At 66.5% G+C, this 19,005-nt stretch carries 20 protein-coding genes and 1 riboswitch; of the genes, 13 read left to right on the top strand and 7 right to left on the bottom strand.

All coding sequences use genetic code 11. From position 1 onward, the window contains the following. Positions 1 to 49: 49 nt before the first annotated feature. Together ABRP28_RS12455 and ABRP28_RS12450 are read right to left on the bottom strand one after the other, a co-directional pair. On the bottom strand, positions 50 to 1,297 hold the full coding sequence (locus ABRP28_RS12455) for an NYN domain-containing protein (protein WP_350005032.1): 1,248 nt from the start codon (positions 1,295 to 1,297) through the stop codon (positions 50 to 52). 161 nt (positions 1,298 to 1,458) lie between these two features. Then, positions 1,459 to 1,779 (bottom strand): hypothetical protein, encoded by a 321-nt coding sequence (locus ABRP28_RS12450; protein ID WP_350005034.1) that lies wholly within the window; start codon positions 1,777 to 1,779, stop codon positions 1,459 to 1,461. A 117-nt stretch (positions 1,780 to 1,896) separates the two neighbouring features. On the opposite strand from ABRP28_RS12450, the gene ABRP28_RS12445 reads away from it, so the two are divergent. Further along, the gene (locus ABRP28_RS12445) at positions 1,897 to 2,649 is read left to right on the top strand and encodes a GPP34 family phosphoprotein (RefSeq protein WP_350005036.1); all 753 of its coding nucleotides are present in this window, start codon (positions 1,897 to 1,899) and stop codon (positions 2,647 to 2,649) included. Between the two features lie 63 nt (positions 2,650 to 2,712). Here ABRP28_RS12445 and ABRP28_RS12440 read toward each other — a convergent pair whose 3' ends face one another. From ABRP28_RS12440 to ABRP28_RS12430, 3 genes are all read right to left on the bottom strand, one after another. Beyond that, positions 2,713 to 4,059 carry an MBL fold metallo-hydrolase gene (locus tag ABRP28_RS12440; protein ID WP_350005038.1) on the bottom strand — a complete coding sequence of 449 codons (1,347 nt, stop codon included), beginning with the start codon at positions 4,057 to 4,059 and terminating at the stop codon, positions 2,713 to 2,715. A 62-nt stretch (positions 4,060 to 4,121) separates the two neighbouring features. Beyond that, on the bottom strand, positions 4,122 to 4,403 hold the full coding sequence (locus ABRP28_RS12435; RefSeq protein ID WP_350005040.1) for a DUF427 domain-containing protein: 282 nt from the start codon (positions 4,401 to 4,403) through the stop codon (positions 4,122 to 4,124). Positions 4,404 to 4,589: 186 nt separating this feature from the next. Then, entirely contained in the window at positions 4,590 to 4,949 is a 360-nt protein-coding gene (locus tag ABRP28_RS12430; RefSeq protein ID WP_350005042.1) for a VOC family protein, read from the bottom strand. A gap of 47 nt (positions 4,950 to 4,996) precedes the next feature. On the opposite strand from ABRP28_RS12430, the gene ABRP28_RS12425 reads away from it, so the two are divergent. The 12 genes from ABRP28_RS12425 to ABRP28_RS12370 all read left to right on the top strand — a co-directional run bounded on the left by ABRP28_RS12425 (position 4,997) and on the right by ABRP28_RS12370 (position 18,075). Further along, the gene (locus tag ABRP28_RS12425) at positions 4,997 to 5,374 is read left to right on the top strand and encodes a hypothetical protein (protein ID WP_350005044.1); all 378 of its coding nucleotides are present in this window, start codon (positions 4,997 to 4,999) and stop codon (positions 5,372 to 5,374) included. A 122-nt stretch (positions 5,375 to 5,496) separates the two neighbouring features. Next, positions 5,497 to 5,594, top strand: a riboswitch (glycine riboswitch). A 160-nt stretch (positions 5,595 to 5,754) separates the two neighbouring features. Then, entirely contained in the window at positions 5,755 to 8,607 is a 2,853-nt protein-coding gene (gene gcvP, locus ABRP28_RS12420; protein WP_350005046.1) for an aminomethyl-transferring glycine dehydrogenase, read from the top strand. Between the two features lie 10 nt (positions 8,608 to 8,617). Next, positions 8,618 to 9,751 (top strand): glycine cleavage system aminomethyltransferase GcvT, encoded by a 1,134-nt coding sequence (gcvT, locus tag ABRP28_RS12415; protein ID WP_350005048.1) that lies wholly within the window; start codon positions 8,618 to 8,620, stop codon positions 9,749 to 9,751. 213 nt (positions 9,752 to 9,964) lie between these two features. Next, positions 9,965 to 10,348 carry a glycine cleavage system protein GcvH gene (gcvH, locus tag ABRP28_RS12410; RefSeq protein WP_350005050.1) on the top strand — a complete coding sequence of 128 codons (384 nt, stop codon included), beginning with the start codon at positions 9,965 to 9,967 and terminating at the stop codon, positions 10,346 to 10,348. 11 nt (positions 10,349 to 10,359) lie between these two features. Beyond that, complete coding sequence (gene glyA / locus ABRP28_RS12405) at positions 10,360 to 11,673, top strand: serine hydroxymethyltransferase (protein WP_350005052.1); 1,314 nt, start codon at positions 10,360 to 10,362, stop codon at positions 11,671 to 11,673. A 161-nt stretch (positions 11,674 to 11,834) separates the two neighbouring features. Further along, positions 11,835 to 13,277 carry an L-serine ammonia-lyase gene (locus ABRP28_RS12400; RefSeq protein WP_350005054.1) on the top strand — a complete coding sequence of 481 codons (1,443 nt, stop codon included), beginning with the start codon at positions 11,835 to 11,837 and terminating at the stop codon, positions 13,275 to 13,277. 13 nt (positions 13,278 to 13,290) lie between these two features. Further along, positions 13,291 to 14,298 carry a lipoyl synthase gene (gene lipA, locus ABRP28_RS12395; RefSeq protein ID WP_350005056.1) on the top strand — a complete coding sequence of 336 codons (1,008 nt, stop codon included), beginning with the start codon at positions 13,291 to 13,293 and terminating at the stop codon, positions 14,296 to 14,298. A gap of 51 nt (positions 14,299 to 14,349) precedes the next feature. Continuing rightward, positions 14,350 to 15,183, top strand: coding sequence for a methylenetetrahydrofolate reductase (locus tag ABRP28_RS12390; RefSeq protein WP_350005058.1), 834 nt, complete (start codon positions 14,350 to 14,352; stop codon positions 15,181 to 15,183). Beyond that, positions 15,173 to 16,648 carry a D-serine/D-alanine/glycine transporter gene (gene cycA, locus ABRP28_RS12385; RefSeq protein WP_350005060.1) on the top strand — a complete coding sequence of 492 codons (1,476 nt, stop codon included), beginning with the start codon at positions 15,173 to 15,175 and terminating at the stop codon, positions 16,646 to 16,648. The genes ABRP28_RS12390 and cycA overlap by 11 nt, the downstream gene beginning before the upstream one ends. Before the next feature lie 20 nt (positions 16,649 to 16,668). Continuing rightward, positions 16,669 to 17,565 (top strand): formyltetrahydrofolate deformylase, encoded by an 897-nt coding sequence (gene purU, locus ABRP28_RS12380; protein ID WP_350005105.1) that lies wholly within the window; start codon positions 16,669 to 16,671, stop codon positions 17,563 to 17,565. Between the two features lie 5 nt (positions 17,566 to 17,570). After that, positions 17,571 to 17,789 (top strand): hypothetical protein, encoded by a 219-nt coding sequence (locus tag ABRP28_RS12375; protein WP_350005065.1) that lies wholly within the window; start codon positions 17,571 to 17,573, stop codon positions 17,787 to 17,789. Between the two features lie 43 nt (positions 17,790 to 17,832). Next, positions 17,833 to 18,075 (top strand): hypothetical protein, encoded by a 243-nt coding sequence (locus ABRP28_RS12370; protein ID WP_350005067.1) that lies wholly within the window; start codon positions 17,833 to 17,835, stop codon positions 18,073 to 18,075. A gap of 158 nt (positions 18,076 to 18,233) precedes the next feature. Here the strand turns inward: ABRP28_RS12370 and ABRP28_RS12365 are convergent, their stop codons facing one another. Together ABRP28_RS12365 and ABRP28_RS12360 are read right to left on the bottom strand one after the other, a co-directional pair. After that, the gene (locus ABRP28_RS12365) at positions 18,234 to 18,398 is read right to left on the bottom strand and encodes a hypothetical protein (protein WP_350005069.1); all 165 of its coding nucleotides are present in this window, start codon (positions 18,396 to 18,398) and stop codon (positions 18,234 to 18,236) included. A gap of 183 nt (positions 18,399 to 18,581) precedes the next feature. After that, positions 18,582 to 19,004: a universal stress protein gene (locus ABRP28_RS12360; RefSeq protein WP_350005071.1), complete on the bottom strand. Its 423-nt coding sequence runs from the start codon at positions 19,002 to 19,004 to the stop codon at positions 18,582 to 18,584. Between the last annotated feature and the right edge of the window lies 1 nt (position 19,005).

Here is a 19,005-nt window from a genome sequence, read left to right as displayed (position 1 = left end):
CGCCCGCAAGCGGCGGCCAGATTCAGAGGCGCGTCCCGCCGTCGTCCGCCTAAGCCTGTCCGTTCTCCAGCAGCCCGCCGCTTGCCCAGCGCCGCACCGCAAGCTTCTCGCCGGCGTCGAACTCCAGCAGCGCCACCCGGCAGAGTTCCTCCACGTTCGCCGTCCAGGCTGCCGCCAGCTCGGCCGCCGTCGACTTGTCACTGAGCTGGAAGTTGGCGTAGGCGAGGCCCTGCAGCACAAAGCTCACCGCATTCCGGGAGACCGGCTGGCCCGCGCTGACGCAGTCGTCACGCACCTGCCGGGACAGCTCCGTGCGGTTGAGCGGCGGATGCTCCCGGAGCCGGGCCGCCATGGACTGGAAAATCTGCCGGAACTGGGCAGTGGACAGTGCCGGCACGTCCGTCACCCGGGTGACCTGCTCCTCGATGCGCGGCTGGAGGTCCGCAGGCAGGGGAAGATCCTCGGTGGAAAACCGCTTCGCGTCCCAGACCCAGCCGCCCTGCGCTGCCGAATATTCCACGTCCTTGCCTATCTGCGAGACCCACGTCCCGAACTTTCCGAACCCGCCCCAGTCCGTCTTCAGCGATGGGTCGGCCGTGAGCGCCCGGTGTGCCACCATTGCACCCACCACAGGCCCAGGCGCGGACCGGACGAAGTCCAGCACCTCGCGGATGGCGGGGGAGCCGGCCTTGGTTTTCGGCTTGGCCACGGCAGGGGCCTGCGGCTGCTTCACTGCTGCCCCCGCATGGAGGGGCTCGGCGGTGGTGCCGTGGAGGATCGCCACGAAGTCGTGCGACTCCACCACATGGTCCGCCATTTCCCGGTAGGCGAAGGCCACGGCTCCGGCCGCGATCACGGTGGTCATCCGGTCGGCAGCCCGGAACCGCTGGATCAGGGACGTGAAGTCGGCATCAGCCGAGGCGATGAAGAACTCCTCGATCCCGCCGCTGCCGGACAGGGCATCCATCGCGTCAAGCACCAGGTTGATGTCCGTGCTGCTCTTGCCCCGCTGGGTCAGGGACGGGCAGTCGATCACACGGAAGCCGGCGCGGGTCCAGTAGGTCCGGTACTTCGAGTACACCATCGGGTTCAGGTAGCAGTTGCGGATCAGGAAGCGGCGGGCGCCCTCCCCGGATCCTCCGGCTGACAAGGCGTCCGCCCAGTGCTTGGGGTCCTCGGCAAACCGCTTAGCGGCCAGGGGGTCCAGGGCCTGCAGGCCTGTGAACACGTTGTCGAAGTCAACAAACATCGCTGCCCGGATGCCGGGCCGGCGGGAGGGGGAGAGTACCTCGTTCATTGGCCCAGTGTGCCAGCATCCAGCGGGGCGGGCAGCCCCTCCGGGTGCGACACGCAAGCGGACGACGGCGGGCGGCGGCCGCCGTCGTCCGCTTCCCCCTTGGCTGAGGTGCTGGGGTGCTGGGGTGCCGAGGTGCTGAGGTGCTCAAGTGCCGGGGCGCTTTAGGTGCTGAGGCTCCAATGGACGCTGATGGCCTCGGCGATGGGGGCGGCCTTGACGTCGACCCGGAACGCAACAGGTGCCGTTCCTGTTTCCTCGATGACGGCGTCACGGTAGACGCGGCCGCAGGAGGGGCACAGGGTATAGAGGTCCTCGTCCGCGGGCCATTCCGCAAGCTCCGGCGGGGCAGGGGCTTCACCCGAGTACACGGGGACGCCCTGCGCGTTGGCCTGGATCAGTCCGTCCTTGCTGACGGTGTTGCCGCACACACAGGTGATGGTGGTGACGTCGTGGCCAACCACGCCGGCAGTTTCGGTGTCCACGGCGGCCTCCGCGGCGCTGGAAGGGACGTTTGTGGTACTAGCTTAAGCCCGAAGATCCGCCGCAAAACAGGTACTTCGGCCGTAGCGGGCGCCGCATTGCGGGAGCAGCATGGTGCCATGAACGCGGAAACACCCCAAGCGGTTGAACTGAGCCTTCCCCAGGCTTTCCTCCTTCTGGCCACCAATGACAAGGACGGCAAACCCGAGGTTCCGGTGTTCGCTCTTCGGACCACGGTGGCCGGGGCAATCTTGGCCGAGCTGGACCTCCTCGGCGCCATCGGGCTGGAGGGCAAGCACATCCGGGCCACCGGCGCCACCCCTGAAACGGAGCTCCAGCACGAGCTGGAGCTCATTCGCGGCAAGTCACGGCCGCACAGCCCCCGGCGGTGGGTCTCCATGCTGGAAGGCCGCGCCCAGACGCAGCGCATCTACGAGCAGATGGCGGCGGCGGGCATCGTGGAGCACGTCGGCGAGAAGCACCTGGGCCGGTTCCGGGCCGTGAGGTATCCGGAAAAGGACCATGCCCCGGAGGCCGCGCTGCTTGAAAAGGTCCGGACAGCACTCAGGGCGGCCCCGTCCGGCCTCCAGCCGCCGGAATCCGGAGCGGCTGAGGCGGGCGCGGCTACAGGGCCGGAAGCCGCAACATCCGAAGCAACGCCAGCCACCGCGAAGCCCGCAACCACGGGGCCCGAGCCCCGGACCATAGCGCTGATCGCCCTGATGCAGGCGGCCGGGCTGCTCGGCAAGCTCTTTCCGGAGGCGGACAGGATCCGGGCCAGTGAACTGGCCAAGGACTACTGGCCGTCCCGGGCGGTGGAGGATGAACTCCGCATGATCAGGCTGGCGGAGGAAGAAGCCGCAAACCTCTAGGCGGGGCAAAAGCAGGCGGACGACGGCGGGAAGTCCCGCCGTCGTCCGCTCACCACTGCCGGTTCAGGCCAGCGTGAGGCCGGCCTTCTTCACGTCGCCGAAGCTCGCGTCAATGTGGACCACGTCCCGGCCGGTGCGCTGCAGGAGGCTCGCAGCCACGGCGGAGCGGTAGCCGGAGCCGCAGTGCACCCAGAGCCGGCCGGCGGGTACCTCGTCCATGCGCCGGAGCAGCTCGTGGAGCGGGATGTTCACCGCATCCTGGATGTGGGAATCTTCGAACTCGTCCGTGCGGCGGACATCGAGGATGGGATCCTCCTTGGGCTTCTGCAGCACTTCCTGCCAGCCGACGCTGTCATAGGAGGAGGTTTCCACCCGCGGCGCAACGTCCCCGGGTCCGGCGCCGATGGCCGCATCCGGGTTGTCGATGCCGATACGGGACAGGTCCCGGATGGCGTTCTCCACCTCCTGGCGTTCACCCACCAGCGTCAGCTGTTCGTCCCAGGGCAGGACCCAGCCCAGGAAGGCGGTGAACTGGGTGCCGTCGCCGTATTCGAAGCTGAGGCTGCCGTTCAGGTGGTTGCTGGCAAAGGCCACGCGGTTCCGCAGGTCCACCACACACTCTCCCCGCTCCAGCCGGGATGCCAGCTCGTCCTGGTCCAGCGAGCCGGGCAGGTCCAGGTCCGGTGCGGTGGGGCCCGCCATGTTGATGGGGGCCATGTGGGCGTAGTAGGACGGATAGGCCGTGAGGTTGTGGATCAGTTCGCGGACAAAGTGGTCCTCGTCCGGGTCCGTCAGGGCATGGTTGTCGTTCAGCTGCTCGCCGATGGTGGAGGACTCCGCACCGCTCGCCGGGCCCGAGGAGCAGAAGGAACCGAAACCGTGCGTGGGGTACAGCCCGGCGTCCCCAGCCGCCTCCTCCACCAGCCGCCGGACCGACCTGTACTGGTGGTGGGTCAGCGGCACGGTGTCTTCCTCGCTGACGAGGTCCGTGCGGCCCACGGAGCCGTACAGCAGGCTGCCGCCCGAGAACACCGCCTGGCGCTCGCCGTCGGTCACGATGTAGGAGAGGTGGTGGTGGGTGTGCCCCGGCGTGGCCACGGCCTTGAGGACCATCCGTCCCACCTGCACCGTTTCCCCGTCGGAGATCGGCTGGCGGGTGTACGGGACATCGTCCGCGGCGTTGACCAGGTAGGCAGCGTTGTGGTCCTGGGCCAGCTGCAGCCCGCCGGTGACGTAGTCGTTGTGGATGTGCGTCTCGGCCACGTGGGTGATCCTCACGCCGGCATCCGAGACGGCCTTTTCCACCCTGTCCGTGTCCCGCTGGGGATCGATGACCACGCCCACCGCGCCGTCATGCACTAGGTAGGTGCGGTCGCCCAGCTGCGGCGTTTCGATGGTGATGACTTCCATGCCGGATTCCTCCTTGAACGGTTATCAGCGTGATCGCCACGTTACCGCCCGGGGAGTTCCAGTCAGCCCTCGATGGTCACTCCGCGCCAGAAGGCGATCCGGTCCTCGATCTGCTTGGCACGGGGCTTGGGCTCAGGGTAGAACCAGGCGGCGTCCACGTTGAGCTTCCCGTCAACTTCCAGCGTGTGGTAGCTGGCCCGGCCCTTCCACGGGCACACCGAGTAAAGGTCGCTGTCCCTCAGGTAGCCGGCGTTGACGGCGTCGCGGGGAAAGTAGTGGTTGCCCTCCACCACCGTGTCCGTTGATTCGGCGATGACTTTTCCGTTCCAGATAGCCCTGGCCATGGGGTTCCGTTCTGTTGGGTGCCGCGTGGCGGCGGAACTGTCGTAGGTATCCCAACGCCGCGCCCGGCCGGCTTGTTCCCGGACGGAAGCGGACGACGGCGGGAGGTTCCGCCGTCGTCCGGCCTCCTTGGGAGCGCCGCGGCACCCGGCCTAGCGTCCGGCGCCGGCCGAACCTGCAGACCAGGCCTACTGCGGGTTATGGGCGACAACGCAGAAACGGTTCCCGTCGGGGTCGGCAAGGACAACGAAATCCGGGTCTTCCGGGTACAGGTCCCAGTCGACGCGGGAGGCCCCGAGCGAGATCAGCCGTTCCACCTCTGCCTCCTGGTTGTCCGCATACAAATCCAGGTGGATGCGCGGGTGGTCCTGGGCTGGCGTCTCGCTCAACATCAGTGCCAGTTGCGCGCCCGGGCCCGACGCCGGAACCAGGATGATCCAGGTCTCGTCACCGGGTTCACGCGGGACGTAGCCCAGGGCTGCGTGCCAGAAAGCGGTGGCGCGGGCAACGTCATTGACGCCGAGGACGGTGCTGCCGAGGGTCAACATGCGCCCAGCCTAATCCCGTCCTTGGAAGCCCGGCTAGACTCGCCTGCATGGGGGACAACAGCACGCCTGAAGAAGACAGCACGCCTGAAGAAGACAGCACGCCTGAAGAAGACAGCACGCCTGAAGAAGACAGCTCTGAAGAACGTGGGCCGCGGAAACCGGCCCGGATGCCGGGTGCCGTCCTGCCCCTGGCCGGGTTCGCCATCCTGCTTGCGGGGTGCGCGGTGGCCTGGCTCAACAGGAACACCTACATCGGCTGGTTCGCCTACGCGCCGCTGAGCAACCAGCCCTTCTCCGGCACAGGGATGGCCTTCCTCAGCCCGGGGACGCAGGCGGGCCTGGCAATCGCCGTCGTGGGCCTGCTTCTGCTCGCCTTTTGGGCCGGGTACAACATCGGCCGGAAAGCCAGCGGCCGGGAACAGTGACAAAGGGATGGCGACGGCGGCGCGTCCCGGCGTCGTAAGTCGCCTTAGGGGCCAGAAGTTTGGATCCCGCCACGGATCTTGGTATGGTGTGAGTCGTGTCACCCACCAGTGGCACACGCTTATGATCTGCGGCGGGAGAGTCCTGCCGGTACGTTCTGCAGGCGCCGTAGGAGCAAATCCTCCCCAGGAATCTCTCAGGCCCACGTACCGCCGCGGCAAGGCAACTCTGGAAAGCAGTCCGGGCAACCGGGCTCACCGACGGTGCAAGTGGCGCCCCGCTGAACAGCAGGGCAACGCAAAACTCTCAGGTCCAATACAGAGCGGGGAGGAACCCGAATCAAAGTGGCACCTTATGCCACCTGAATTATGGAGTTCCTCTCATGACGGTTCAATCGTCCCCAACCACCTTCGCTGACCGCCATATCGGCGCGCGCCGCCAGTCCGATATCGACACCATGCTCAAGGCCGTCGGCTACGACACCCTAGATGGCCTCGTGGACAGCGCGGTTCCGGATTCCATCCGCCAGGATAAGCCGCTCACCCTTGAGAGCGCCCTCAGCGAAGTCCAGGTCCTCGCCGAGCTCCGCAAGCTGGCCGGCAAAAACAAGATGGCCGTGCAGATGATCGGCCAGGGCTACTATGACACCGTGACCCCGCCGGTAATCCGCCGCAACATCCTTGAAGCCCCCGCCTGGTACACCGCCTACACCCCGTACCAGCCCGAGATTTCCCAGGGCCGGCTCGAGGCGCTGCTGAACTTCCAGACCATGGTCCAGGACCTGACGGCCCTCCCCGTGGCCAACGCCTCCCTCCTCGACGAAGCCACCGCTGTGGCCGAGGCCGTACTGTTGATGCGCCGCGCGAACAAGAACAAGGCTGCGAAAGACGGCAAGACCGTCCTGGATGCCGACCTCCTCCCGCAGACCATCGCCATCGTGCTGGGCCGCGCCGAAGCCCTGGGCTTTGAGGTGGAAATCGCCGATCTCACCACGGGCCTGCCCGAGGGCGACATCAACGGCGTAGTCCTGCAGCAGCCGGGCGTCTCCGGCCGGGTCTGGGACCAGTCAGCCGTCATCGCCGGGGCCAAGGAACGCGGCGCACTGGTCACCGTCGCCGCCGACCTCCTGGCCCTCACCCTGATCACCCCGCCGGGCGAGCAGGGCGCGGACATCGCCGTCGGCTCCACCCAGCGCTTTGGCGTGCCGCTGTTCTTTGGGGGGCCGCACGCCGCCTACATGGCCGTCCGCGACGGCATGGAGCGCACCTTGCCGGGCCGCATCGTGGGCGTCTCCAAGGACAACGCGGGCGTCCCCGCCTACCGCCTGGCCCTGCAGACCCGCGAGCAGCACATCCGCCGCGAAAAGGCCACCTCCAACATCTGCACCGCGCAGGCACTGCTGGCCATCGTCTCGTCCTTCTACGCCGTCTACCACGGCCCCGACGGCCTGAAGGCGATCGCGGAATCCGTCCACAACAACGCCCGCTCCCTGGCCGCCACGCTGAAGCATGCCGGCCGCGAACTGGTGTCCGAGTCCTTCTTCGACACCCTCACCGTCCGCGTGCCCGGCAAGGCCGCCAAGGTGATCACCGCCGCAGAGGCCCGCGGCATCAACCTGCGCCTCGTCGACGCGGACACAGTTGGCGTGTCCGTTGACGAAACCACGACGCCGGAGGTCCTCTCCGCGGTGGCGGTCGCCTTTGGCGCCGGCCCGGTTGTGTCCGGTGAGGGCTTTGAGCTGCCGGAGCCGGTGCTGCGCACCTCCACCTACCTGCAGCACCCGGTGTTCAACACCCACCGCTCCGAAACCCAGCTCCTGCGCTACATCCGCCGGCTCTCAGACCGGGACCTGGCGCTGGACCGCACCATGATTCCGCTGGGCTCCTGCACCATGAAGCTGAACGCCACGGCTGAGATGGAAGCCATCTCCTGGCCGGAGTTCGCCTCCATCCACCCCTTTGCTCCGGATTCCCAGACGGCCGGCTGGCGCGAACTCATTGCCAGCCTGGAAGCTGATCTCGCGGAGATCACCGGGTACGACCAGGTGTCCATCCAGCCCAATGCCGGATCCCAGGGTGAACTGGCCGGCCTGCTGGCGATCCGCGGCTACCACCACTCCCGTGGCGACCAGCAGCGCAACGTCTGCCTGATCCCCGCTTCTGCGCACGGCACCAACGCCGCTTCGGCTGTCCTGGCCGGCATGAAGGTTGTTGTGGTGGCCACGGCGCCGGACGGCACCATCGACCACACCGACCTTGCCGCGAAGATCGAAGCCCACAAGGACGCCCTTTCGGCGATCATGATCACCTACCCGTCCACGCACGGTGTGTACGACGCTGACGTCCGCGAGGTGTGCGACGCCATCCACGCGGCAGGCGGCCAGGTGTACGTTGACGGCGCGAACCTCAACGCCCTCGTCGGGCTGGCACAGCCGGGCAAGTTCGGCGGAGACGTCTCGCACCTGAACCTGCACAAGACCTTCTGCATCCCGCACGGCGGCGGCGGACCCGGCGTCGGACCGGTTGCAGCCAAGGCGCACCTGGCACCGTTCATGCCGGGCGACGCCAACAAGGCGGCCCATGAAGCCGGGCACGGTGTCGCGATCTCCGCTTCCCGCTTTGGCTCCGCGGGCGTGCTGCCGATTTCCTGGGCCTACGTGAAGCTGATGGGCGGCCAGGGCCTGACCGAGGCGACCAAGTCCGCGCTGCTGGCGGCCAACTACGTTGCCGCCCGCCTGGACGAGCACTTCCCGGTCCTCTACACAGGCGAAACCGGGCTGGTGGCGCACGAGTGCATCCTGGACCTGCGCGACCTGACGGCCCAGACCGGCGTCACAGCCGAGGACGTCGCCAAGCGCCTGATCGACTTCGGCTTCCACGCCCCCACGCTGTCCTTCCCGGTAGCGGGCACCCTGATGGTGGAGCCCACCGAATCCGAGGACCTCGCGGAGATCGACCGCTTCATCGAAGCCATGATCACCATCCGCAAGGAAATCGACCAGGTGGCCAACGGCGATTTCACCGTGACCAGCAGCCCGCTGCGCAACGCACCCCACACGGCCGCCGCCGTCGTCTCCTCCGATTGGGACCGGACGTACCCGCGCGAGCAGGCCGCCTTCCCGGTGGCTTCGCTGCGGCAGGACAAGTACTTCCCGCCCGTCGGCCGCATCGACGGTGCAGCAGGTGACCGCAACCTGGTGTGCTCCTGCCCTCCGCTTTCCGAGTTTGAGAACTAAGGATTTTCTGATGACTGAGAACTACACCGCGCTCTACGAGCAGCACAAAATCGCCGGCGCCTCCTTTACCGATTTCGGCGGCTGGCAGATGCCCCTGAAGTACAGCTCCGAACTGGCTGAACACCATGCCGTCCGTAACGCTGCAGGCCTGTTCGATCTCTCCCACATGGGCGAAGTCTGGGTCACCGGACCGGACGCCGCAGCGTTCCTGGACTACGCCCTGGCCGGCAAGCTGTCCGCCGTCGCGGTTGGCAAGGCGAAGTACTCGCTGATCTGCCAGGAAGACGGGGGCATCATCGATGACCTGATCTCCTACCGGCGAGCGGAAGACAAGTACTTGGTGGTCCCCAACGCCGGCAACGCTGCGGTGGTCGCCGCCGCACTCGCCGAGCGGGCTGCGGGCTTCGACGTTGTTGTTGACGACGTCTCCGCCGAGACCTCCCTCATCGCGGTCCAGGGACCCAACGCCGAGGCCATCCTGCTGACGCTGGTTCCCGCCGACCAGCACTCCCTGGTGACCGAACTGAAGTACTACGCGGCCGTTGAGGTAGGTATCACCGTCAACGGTACCGTCCAGGACCTGCTCCTGGCCCGCACCGGCTACACAGGCGAGGACGGCTTCGAGATCTACATCCCGAACGAGGACGCTGCCAATTGGTGGGACGCGCTGCTGGAAGCCGGCGCCGGCCACGGGCTCATCCCCGCCGGCCTGGCCTGCCGTGACTCGCTTCGCCTGGAAGCCGGCATGCCGCTCTACGGCAACGAGCTCTCCCGCGGGGGCAACCCGTACGCCGCTGGGCTGGGCCCGGTTGTTTCGCTCAAGAAGGAGTCCGACTTTGTTGGCAAGGCCGTGCTGGCCGAACTCAAGGAACTGGGTGCCGGCTCCACTTCCGGCCGCAGGCTCGTGGGCCTCAAGGGCCTGGGCCGCCGCGCCGGCCGCAGCCACTACCCGGTCCTCAAGGACGGCGTCGTCGTGGGCGAGGTGACCTCCGGACAGCCTTCACCCAGCCTTGGCTACCCGATCGCCCTGGCCTATGTCGACGTCGAACACTCCGAACCCGGCACCGCCCTGGACATCGACCTCCGCGGCAAGCCCGAGCCCTTCGAAGTAGTAGAGCTCCCGTTCTACAAGCGCCAGAAGTAAGTTTCGGGGCCGGGTTCGGGCCGGCAGACCGGGCTTTTCACGCGTGCTGGCTCGTTCCTCGCCTTTGACGCACGCTTTCGAAAAGCCCGGCTCCGCCGGCCCTAGGACGCTCTCTCACTTGATGTCGGTTTTCTCCGGACGCTCTCTCACTTGATGCGCGGTTTGACCGGACGCTCTCTCACTTTTCACACACCAGATTGAAGGAAACACACCATGGCAAAAGTTGTTGCTGAACTGAAGTACTCCGCCGAGCACGAATGGGTTGCTGCTGACGGATCCGGACCTGCCAACATCGGCATCTCGGCCGTGGCCGCCGAAGCCCTGGGCGACATCGTCTACGTGGACCTGCCCGAGGTTGGCTCCACGGTCACCGCGGGCGAGACCTGCGGCGAAGTAGAGTCCACCAAGTCCGTCTCGGACCTCTATGCCCCCGTCACGGGCGAGGTTGTGGAGATCAACGACGACGTCGTCTCCGACCCCGCGCTGATCAACAACGATCCCTACGGCGCCGGCTGGCTTTTCAAGGTGGCCGTGGCCGAGGAAGGCCCGCTGCTGTCCGCCGAAGAGTACGCGGCAGCCAACGGCGGCGAACTGTGAGCGGCGCGGGCATGACTACAACAGCAGCCTTCGAGCAGGTGGTCTCCCCGTCCCTGGACGCGGACCTCTCCGCCCTGGACCCGGAGATCGCCGCGAAGATCGACGACGAGCTGACCCGCCAGCGCGACGGCCTGGAGATGATCGCCTCCGAGAACCACACCGCCGTCGCCGTTATGCAGGCCCAGGGTTCCGTGCTCACCAACAAGTACGCCGAGGGCTACCCGGGCAAGCGCTACTACGGCGGCTGCGAGCACGTTGACGTCATCGAACAGCTCGCCATTGACCGGATCAAGGCATTGTTCGGCGCTGGGTTCGCTAACGTGCAGCCGCACTCCGGCGCGCAGGCCAACGCCTCGGTGATGCATGCGCTGATCAAGCCGGGCGACACCATCATGGGCCTGAACCTGGCCCACGGCGGACACCTCACGCACGGGATGAAAATCAACTTCTCCGGCAAGCTCTACAACGTGGTGCCGTACGGCGTCCGCGAGGACACCCACACCGTGGACATGGCCGAGGTGGAGCGCCTTGCCCAGGAAACCAAGCCTGCACTGATCGTGGCCGGCTGGTCCGCCTACGCCCGGCAGCTGGACTTCGCCGAGTTCCGCCGCATCGCCGACTCCGTGGGCGCCTACCTGATGGTGGACATGGCGCACTTCGCCGGACTGGTTGCCGCCGGGCTGCACCCGTCACCGGTGCCGCATGCCCACGTCACCACGTCCACCACGCACAAGACCCTCGCCGGTCCGCGCGGCGGCATCATCCTGACGAACGACGCCGACATCGCCAAGAAGATCAATTCGGCTGTGTTTCCGGGCCAGCAGGGCGGCCCGCTGGAGCATGTCATTGCGGGCAAGGCCGTGGCGTTCAAGATCGCGGCGTCCGCCGAGTTCAAGGAGCGCCAGGAACGCGTCCTGGCCGGTGCCAGGATCCTGGCCGAACGCCTGGTCCAGCCGGACGTCACCGCCAAGGGGATCAGCGTGGTCTCCGGCGGCACCGACGTGCACCTGGTCCTGGTGGACCTGCGCAACTGTGAGCTGGACGGCCAGCAGGCCGAGGACCGGCTCGCGGAAATCGACATCACCGTCAACCGCAACGCCGTACCCTTCGACCCGCGCCCGCCCATGGTCACCTCCGGCCTGCGTATCGGCACCCCCGCCCTTGCCACCCGCGGGTTCGGCGAGGCTGCCTTCCGCGAGGTTGCGGACATCATCGCCGAGGCATTGACGGCCGACGCCGGCACGGACCTTTCCGGGCTGCGTCACCGCGTCGAGGCACTCGCCGCAGCCCACCCGCTCTACCCGGGCGTAGCACCACTGTCCTAAGCCGTGCTCACCTTTGCCCGGTGGGACCGGCATCCTCCGCGTGCTCGGTCGCGAAGACGCCCGCTGAGCGGACGCGACGCTCCCTTAGACGCACGCTTCCGGATACCGGTCCCACAAGGGCACCGTTTCTCACCTTCTCCATCCAGTTAGGAAATACGCGCATGGCTGTTGGCGTCTTTGACCTTTTTTCCATCGGAATCGGGCCTTCGAGTTCGCATACCGTGGGGCCGATGCGGGCTGCTGCTGTGTTCGCCGAGGAGTTGAAGGCTTCGGGGGTGTTGGCTGGGGTGGCGTCGTTGCGCGTGGATCTGTATGGGTCGTTGGCGGCGACGGGTCATGGGCATGGGACGATGACGGCCATTTTGTTGGGGTTGGAGGGGTTCCATCCGGAGCTGATCCTGCCCGATGAGGTGGAGGAACGCCTGGCCGCGATTGCGGAGACCGGGATGCTGCAGCTGGCCGGTGCGGTGGCCTTGCCGTACGGGGTGAAGGATATGGTGCTGCGGCCGTTGACCGTCCTGCCCAGGCACACCAACGGGATGACGTTCACGGTCTCCGACGCCGAAGGCCGGGTTCTGCACACCGCCACGTTTTTCTCGGTGGGTGGCGGGTTCATTGTCCGGGAGGGTGAGGAGGACGCGGCGCTGCAGGAGCTGGAGGAGTCCAAGAAGGAACTGCCGCTGCCGTTCCGGACTGCCGCCGAACTGCTGGAGCACTGCCGGGACACCGGTTTGGGCATCAGTGACGTGATGCGGGTCAACGAGGAGGACAGCCGCACCCCGGAGCAGATCCGGGAGGGCCTGCTGCACATCTACTCCGTGATGGAAGGGTGTGTGGCCACGTCCCTGAAGCGTGAGGGGGTGCTGCCGGGCGGGTTGAAGGTCCGACGGCGGGCGCCTGACTGGTATGACCGGCTGCGGAAGGAAAGCGCCCGGCCCGCCGGTGACAGCCAGGACGGTGAAGGCGCGGAGACCGAGTTCCATGACCCGAAGTATTGGCAGGAGTGGGTTAACTTGGTCGCCTTGGCGGTGAATGAGGAGAACGCCTCTGGCGGCCGGGTGGTCACGGCCCCGACGAACGGGGCGGCAGGGATCATCCCGGCGGTGCTGTATTACGCGCTGCATTTCGCGCCGGGGATGGAGAACGCCTCCCAGGAGGACCGGGATGACGTGGTGGTGAGTTTCCTGCTCGCCGCCGGTGCGGTGGGGGTGCTTTATAAGGAGCAGGCGTCTATTTCGGGGGCTGAGGTGGGCTGCCAGGGTGAGGTGGGCTCGGCGTCGTCGATGGCCGCCGCCGGGCTGGCTGAGGTGATGGGCGGGTCCCCGGCGCAGGTGGAGAACGCGGCGGAGATCGCGATGGAGCACAACCTGGGGTTGACGTGTGATCCGATCGGGGGTCTGGTCCAGGTTCCGTGCATCGAACGGAACGCGATTGCCGCGGCGAAGGCGATCAATGCCGCAAAGATGGCGCTCTGGGGAGACGGGTCCCACCGGGTCTCCCTGGACGAGGTCATCGTGACGATGCGCGAGACCGGCAAGGACATGAGCTCCAAATACAAGGAAACGGCCATGGGCGGCCTCGCCGTCAACGTCGTCGAATGCTGAAGGAAGTACAGAAATGACATTGGCACCTGAAGGCCGGAAGCTTTTGCGCGTTGAACAGCGTAATTCTGCTGTCCCGGTGGAGCGTAAGCCGGAGTGGATCAAGGCGAAGGTCCAGATGGGCCCGGAGTTCGTCCAGCTCAAGAACCTGGTCAAGAAAGAGGGCCTGCACACGGTGTGTGAGGAGGCCGGCTGCCCCAACATTTTCGAGTGCTGGGAGGACAAGGAAGCCACGTTCCTGATCGGCGGCTCGGAGTGCACCCGTAGGTGTGATTTCTGCCAGATCGATACCGGCAAGCCGTCCCCGGTGGACAGGTTCGAGCCCACCAAGGTGGCCCGCTCGGTGCAGGCGATGCAGCTGCGCTACGCCACGGTCACCGGGGTGGCCCGCGACGACCTCGAAGACGAGGGTGTGTGGCTGTACGCCGAGACGGTCCGGAAGATCCACGAGCTGAACCCCGGCACCGGCGTGGAACTGCTGATCCCGGATTTCTCCGGCAAACCCGAGCACATCGCCGCGATCTGCGATTCCAACCCCGAGGTCTTCGCGCACAACGTCGAGACCGTGCCGCGGATCTTCAAGCGGATCCGCCCGGCGTTCCGGTACGAGCGGTCCCTGGATGTGATCACGCAGGGCCGGAACCTGGGCATGGTGACCAAGTCCAACCTGATCCTGGGCATGGGCGAGACCCGAGAGGAGATCTCCGAGGCCCTGCGGGACCTGCACGAGGCCGGCTGCGACCTGATCACCATCACCCAGTACCTGCGCCCCAGTGAACGGCACCTGCCGGTGGACCGGTGGGTCAAGCCCCAGGAATTCGTGGACCTCCAGGACGAGGCCACCGAGATCGGGTTCCTCGGCGTGATGTCCGGGCCGCTGGTCCGTTCCTCCTACCGCGCCGGCCGGCTCTGGGCCACCGCGATGCGGAAGAAAGGCTGGGAAATCCCCGCCGAACTCGCCCACATCGAGTCCTCCGGCAGCACCCGCCAAGAAGCCAGCTCCCTGCTGGCCAACACTGCGTGAGGCGGAACAGCCAGCGCTGAAGCCCCCACACCCGAAGCAAAGACAGGACCAATGATGTTCCCCGTCAGAATCGAAATCATCCCTTCCGAGGGAATCGTTGAGCAGGTCCGGGCCCGGGTGTCCGCGGCCACGCCGCTCAGCGTCACCTGCCTGCCGCACCACGGCATCGAGCGGACCCTGCGCACCGCCGTGGAACTGAGCGACGCCGGCTCCCAGGTGATCCCGCACCTCGCCGCCCGGGGCATCCGCAGCCGCGCGGAGCTCACCGAGATCATCCGCGGCTGCGATGCTGCGGGAATCCGTGAAGTCTTCGTCATTGGGGGAGACCGGAAGCAGCCCGCCGGCACGTACGACTCGGCGCTTCCGGTCCTTGAAGACATTGCCCAGTACACCGGCGGAATGATGCGCGTGGGCGTGGCGGGCTACCCGGAGGGCCACCCTTTGGTCAGCCCCCTGGACCTGCTGGACGGGCTGCTGGCCAAGCAGCACCTCGCCTCACACGTGGTCACGCAGATGTGCTTCTCAGCCGAAAAAATCCAAGACTACGCCGCGCTCCTGCGCCGCGAAGGCGTCCACCTGCCCCTCTGGGCGGGAGTCGCGGGGTCCGTCCCGCGGACCAAGCTGGTGGCACTCGCCACGCAGATCGGCGTCGGAAGTTCCCTGAAATTCCTCAGCCGCAAAGGTCCGCTGGCCCGCAAACTCCTCAGCGGCGACCGGTACTCCCCGGACTCCCTGGTGGCCGGGCTCGCAAACACGCCCGGCACCATCGCCGGCATCCACCTTTACAGCTTCAACAGCCTAGATTCCCTGCCCGCCGGGCTTGAACAGGCTTCCCCTTCCGCACTCCAGACAGCTTTGATCCGAGGAGCAGCACGTGACAACTAACCCTGTAAAAACCCACCAGGAGCCGCACCTGGAGCGGCAGCTCACCAACAGGCACATCCAGCTGATCGCCATTGGCGGCGCCATCGGCACCGGCCTGTTCATGGGCTCGGGCAAGACAATTTCCGCAGCCGGACCGTCCGTCATTTTCGTCTACATGATCATCGGCTTCATGCTGTTCTTCGTTATGCGTGCCATGGGCGAGCTGCTGCTGAGCAACCTGAACTACAAGTCCTTCAGCGACTTCGCGGCGGACCTCCTGGGGCCCTGGGCGGGCTTCTTCACGGGCTGGACCTACTGGTTCTGCTGGGTGATCACCGGCATCGCAGACGTGATTGCTATTGCCGGCTATTCCAAGGAACTCTGGCCGGGCCTGCCGCTGTGGATCCCGGGCCTGGCCACCGTGGCCATCCTCCTGCTCCTGAACCTGGTCACGGTGAAGGCCTTCGGCGAGACCGAGTTCTGGTTTGCCCTGATCAAAATCATTGCCATCGCGGCGCTGATCATCGTGGGCATGTTCATGATCTTCACGGGTTTCCAGTCCGACGCCGGCCCTGCCACCTTCACGAATTTGTGGAGCCACGGCGGGATGTTCCCGAACGAGTTCATGGGTTTTGTGGCCGGCTTCCAGATCGCGGTGTTCGCGTTCGTGGGCATTGAGCTCGTGGGCACCACCGCCGCCGAGGCGAAGGACCCGGAGAAGAACCTGCCCCGCGCCATCAACTCCATCCCCATCCGCGTGCTGCTCTTCTACGTGGGCGCCCTTATCATCCTGATGTCCGTCACCCCGTGGACCCAGTTCCAGGCAGGCCACAGCCCGTTCATCGCCATGTTCTCCCTGGCCGGCCTCGGTGCCGCCGCCACCGTGGTGAACCTGGTGGTGCTCAGCTCGGCCATGTCCTCGGCCAACTCGGGCATCTACTCCACCTCCCGCATGGTCTACGGCCTGGCACAGGAGGGGGACGCGCCGTCGGTCTTCCGCCACCTGTCCGCCCGCAAGGTGCCGCAGAACGCGCTGTTCCTCTCCTGCGTCCTGCTGCTTTCCGGCGTCATCCTGATGTACGCGGGCCAGGACATCGGCAAGGCCTTCGAAATGGTCACCACCGTCTCCGCCGTTTGTTTCGTGTTCGTCTGGTCGATCATCCTGGCCAGCTACCTGGCGTTCCGGCGCCGGCGCTCCCACCTGCACCAGGCGTCCAAGTACCGGATGCCGGGCGGGGTGCCGATGGTGTGGGTGGTGTTCGCGTTCTTCGCCTTCGTCCTGTGGGCGCTGACCACGCAGCCGGACACCCTGCTGGCGCTGCTGGTCACGCCGGTGTGGTTCCTCATCCTCGGTGCCGCGTGGCTGGTGCTGCGCCGCCGCCCCGCGCACCTGGCCCGGTATGCCACGTTCAAGTCCGAGCTGGCGCAGGATTTGGATTCCGAAGCTTCGGCCATTGGCCGCGACCTTGATGGAGCCAAAAAGTGAGTACAACCGTGGAAACCACCCTGCCAACCCCCGCCGCTGGTGCCTTGACGCAGGAGCCGGCTGCCGCCGTCGAGCACGTCCTGACAGTTGACTGCGTGGAATCGCCCGGGATTGTGCACGCGGTCTCGGAATTCCTGCTGCAGCAGGGCTGCGACATCATCGACATCAAGCAGTACGGGGACAAGGCGCAGGGGCACTTCTTTATGCGCGTGCACTTTGCGTCAGCGCAGGAACGGCAGAGCACCGAAGACCTGCGCCGCGGCTTCACGCCTGTGGCGGAGAAGTGGAAGATGAACTGGCAGCTGGAGCCGCACGGCCGGAAACCCCGGGTCCTGGTGATGGTGTCCAAGATGGGCCACTGCCTCAACGACCTGCTGTTCCGCGCACGCACCGGAGATATCCCGGTGGAGATCGTCGCCGTCGTCTCCAACCACCGTGAGCAGGAGGGCCTGGTCCAGTGGCACGGCATCCCGTTCTTCCACGTGCCGGTCACCAAGGACACCAAGGCCGTCGCCGAAGCCCGGCTCCTGGAGCTGGTGGACGAGTTCGACGTGGAACTGGTGGTCCTGGCCCGGTACATGCAGGTGCTCAGCGACGAGCTGTCCGCCAGGCTCGCGGGCAAGACCATCAACATCCACCACTCGTTCCTGCCGAGCTTCAAGGGTGCCAAGCCCTACCACCAGGCCTACGAGCGCGGCGTGAAGACGGTCGGCGCCACGGCGCACTACGTCAACGCGGAGCTGGATGAGGGCCCGATCATCTCCCAGCAGGTCATCGAGGTGGACCACACGTATACGGCCGATGACCTGGTGGCCGTGGGCCGGGACGCGGAGTGCGTGGCACTCCGGAACGCCGTCCGCTGGCACTGCGAGGGCAGGATCCTGCTGCTGGGCAACCGGACCGTGGTCCTGCGGTAGGCGCCATGAAACCGAGCGAACCAGACAGCTGGCGGCGGGTGTCCTGGAACGCGCTGCCCGCGGGCCAGCCGGTGCGCCTCTCGCAGGACGGTCAGCCCATCGGCTGCGGCGTGGTGGACGGGACCACGCCGGACGGCTCCATCATCTGGGTGGTCCTGGACGGCTGGCGCGAGCGCCGGATGTTCCACCGGGAGGACTTCGTCAAGGTGGAGATCGAGGGCTAGGCACGGCTGTTGACCACTCCCGCGCAACCGGCAACGATGAAGTATGACTGACACCGGAGCTGAAACCGCAGGTGCCCCTTCTGGCAACGATGGCGCGGAGGAGGTTGCTGGCGTGGAGACGGCGGAGAGCATCGCGGACGAGATCCGTGACGAGATCCGGCTGGGCCACGTACAGGACGACGTAAGCCACGTGCTCGAGGAACGCTTCGACGAGGCGGGCATCAGGCTGCGTCCCGAGGCCGTGGATGACCTCGCCGAGGAAATCGAGAAGGACGCCTCAACCTAGGTTTCCCGGCGCGGAGGCGTGCGGGCCGGAAACGGCAGGCAACAACCTGGATCAGTGCGCTGGCCGTGTTGGGCGCATGGCTCCCAAACCCCTTGCCGGGGAGTCATACCGGTGATCCAGGTGGCCCGCACTTCGCAGCGGCCGGTCCTTGGAAATTCCTACGGCCAGTCGGCCAGCCTGAACGGGACGGGCTGCCGGATGCCGAGCAGGAGGTCGCCGGTCCACTCGGCCACTGTGCGCTGCCGGCCCTCCAGCGGATCCGAAATGTCAGGTTGCTGAACATCCTCGCGGGCCGTCTGCGTACCGTCGTCCGAGCGTTCCATAGATCCCCCTTGGTGTGCTTGTGGAGTCAACGGTAGGCAGGCCCGGGCGGCAACGGAAGAGGGTTTATCTATCGACGGGATAAACTTGGAAAATCTTGATCAAGAGGCGCATAAAGCAAGCGGACGACGGCGGGAGGTCCCGCCGTCGTCCGCTGTCCTTTTGCCCCGCCAGGGGAGGGGTATTTAGTCTTCGTACGTGTTGGCGATGTAGACATCGCACGGCGCGTTGTGCGCCACGCTGTTGGCCACGCTGCCGAGGAGCCGGCCGATACCGCGCATGCGCCGGTTGCCGACGACGATCAGCCGGGCGTCGAGGCGCATGGCTTCCTTGATGAGGGCGTCGGCGGGCTTCCCGCGGGCGGCGAAGTAGCTGATCTCCACTCCCGGCCGCGACTCGCCGAGGGACTTCGCGACTGTTTCGGCGGCTTCGGAATTCCAGACCTTCACTTCATCCGAGCCGACGCCGAAGGTCTCGGACCGGTCCACGTCGAACGCGGTGACGATGTGGAGGGAACCTCCCAGCGACTTCGCAAGTCCCAGCGCCACTTCCGCAGCCTTCCGTGCCGACGGGCTGCCGTCCACACCCACAACAACTACTCCGCTCATA

This window comes from Pseudarthrobacter sp. WHRI 8279, from assembly GCF_040224115.2.
Taxonomy (GTDB): domain Bacteria; phylum Actinomycetota; class Actinomycetes; order Actinomycetales; family Micrococcaceae; genus Arthrobacter.
Note: the sequence above shows the minus strand (reverse complement) of the source record. Positions and strands in the feature narration are given on the sequence as shown.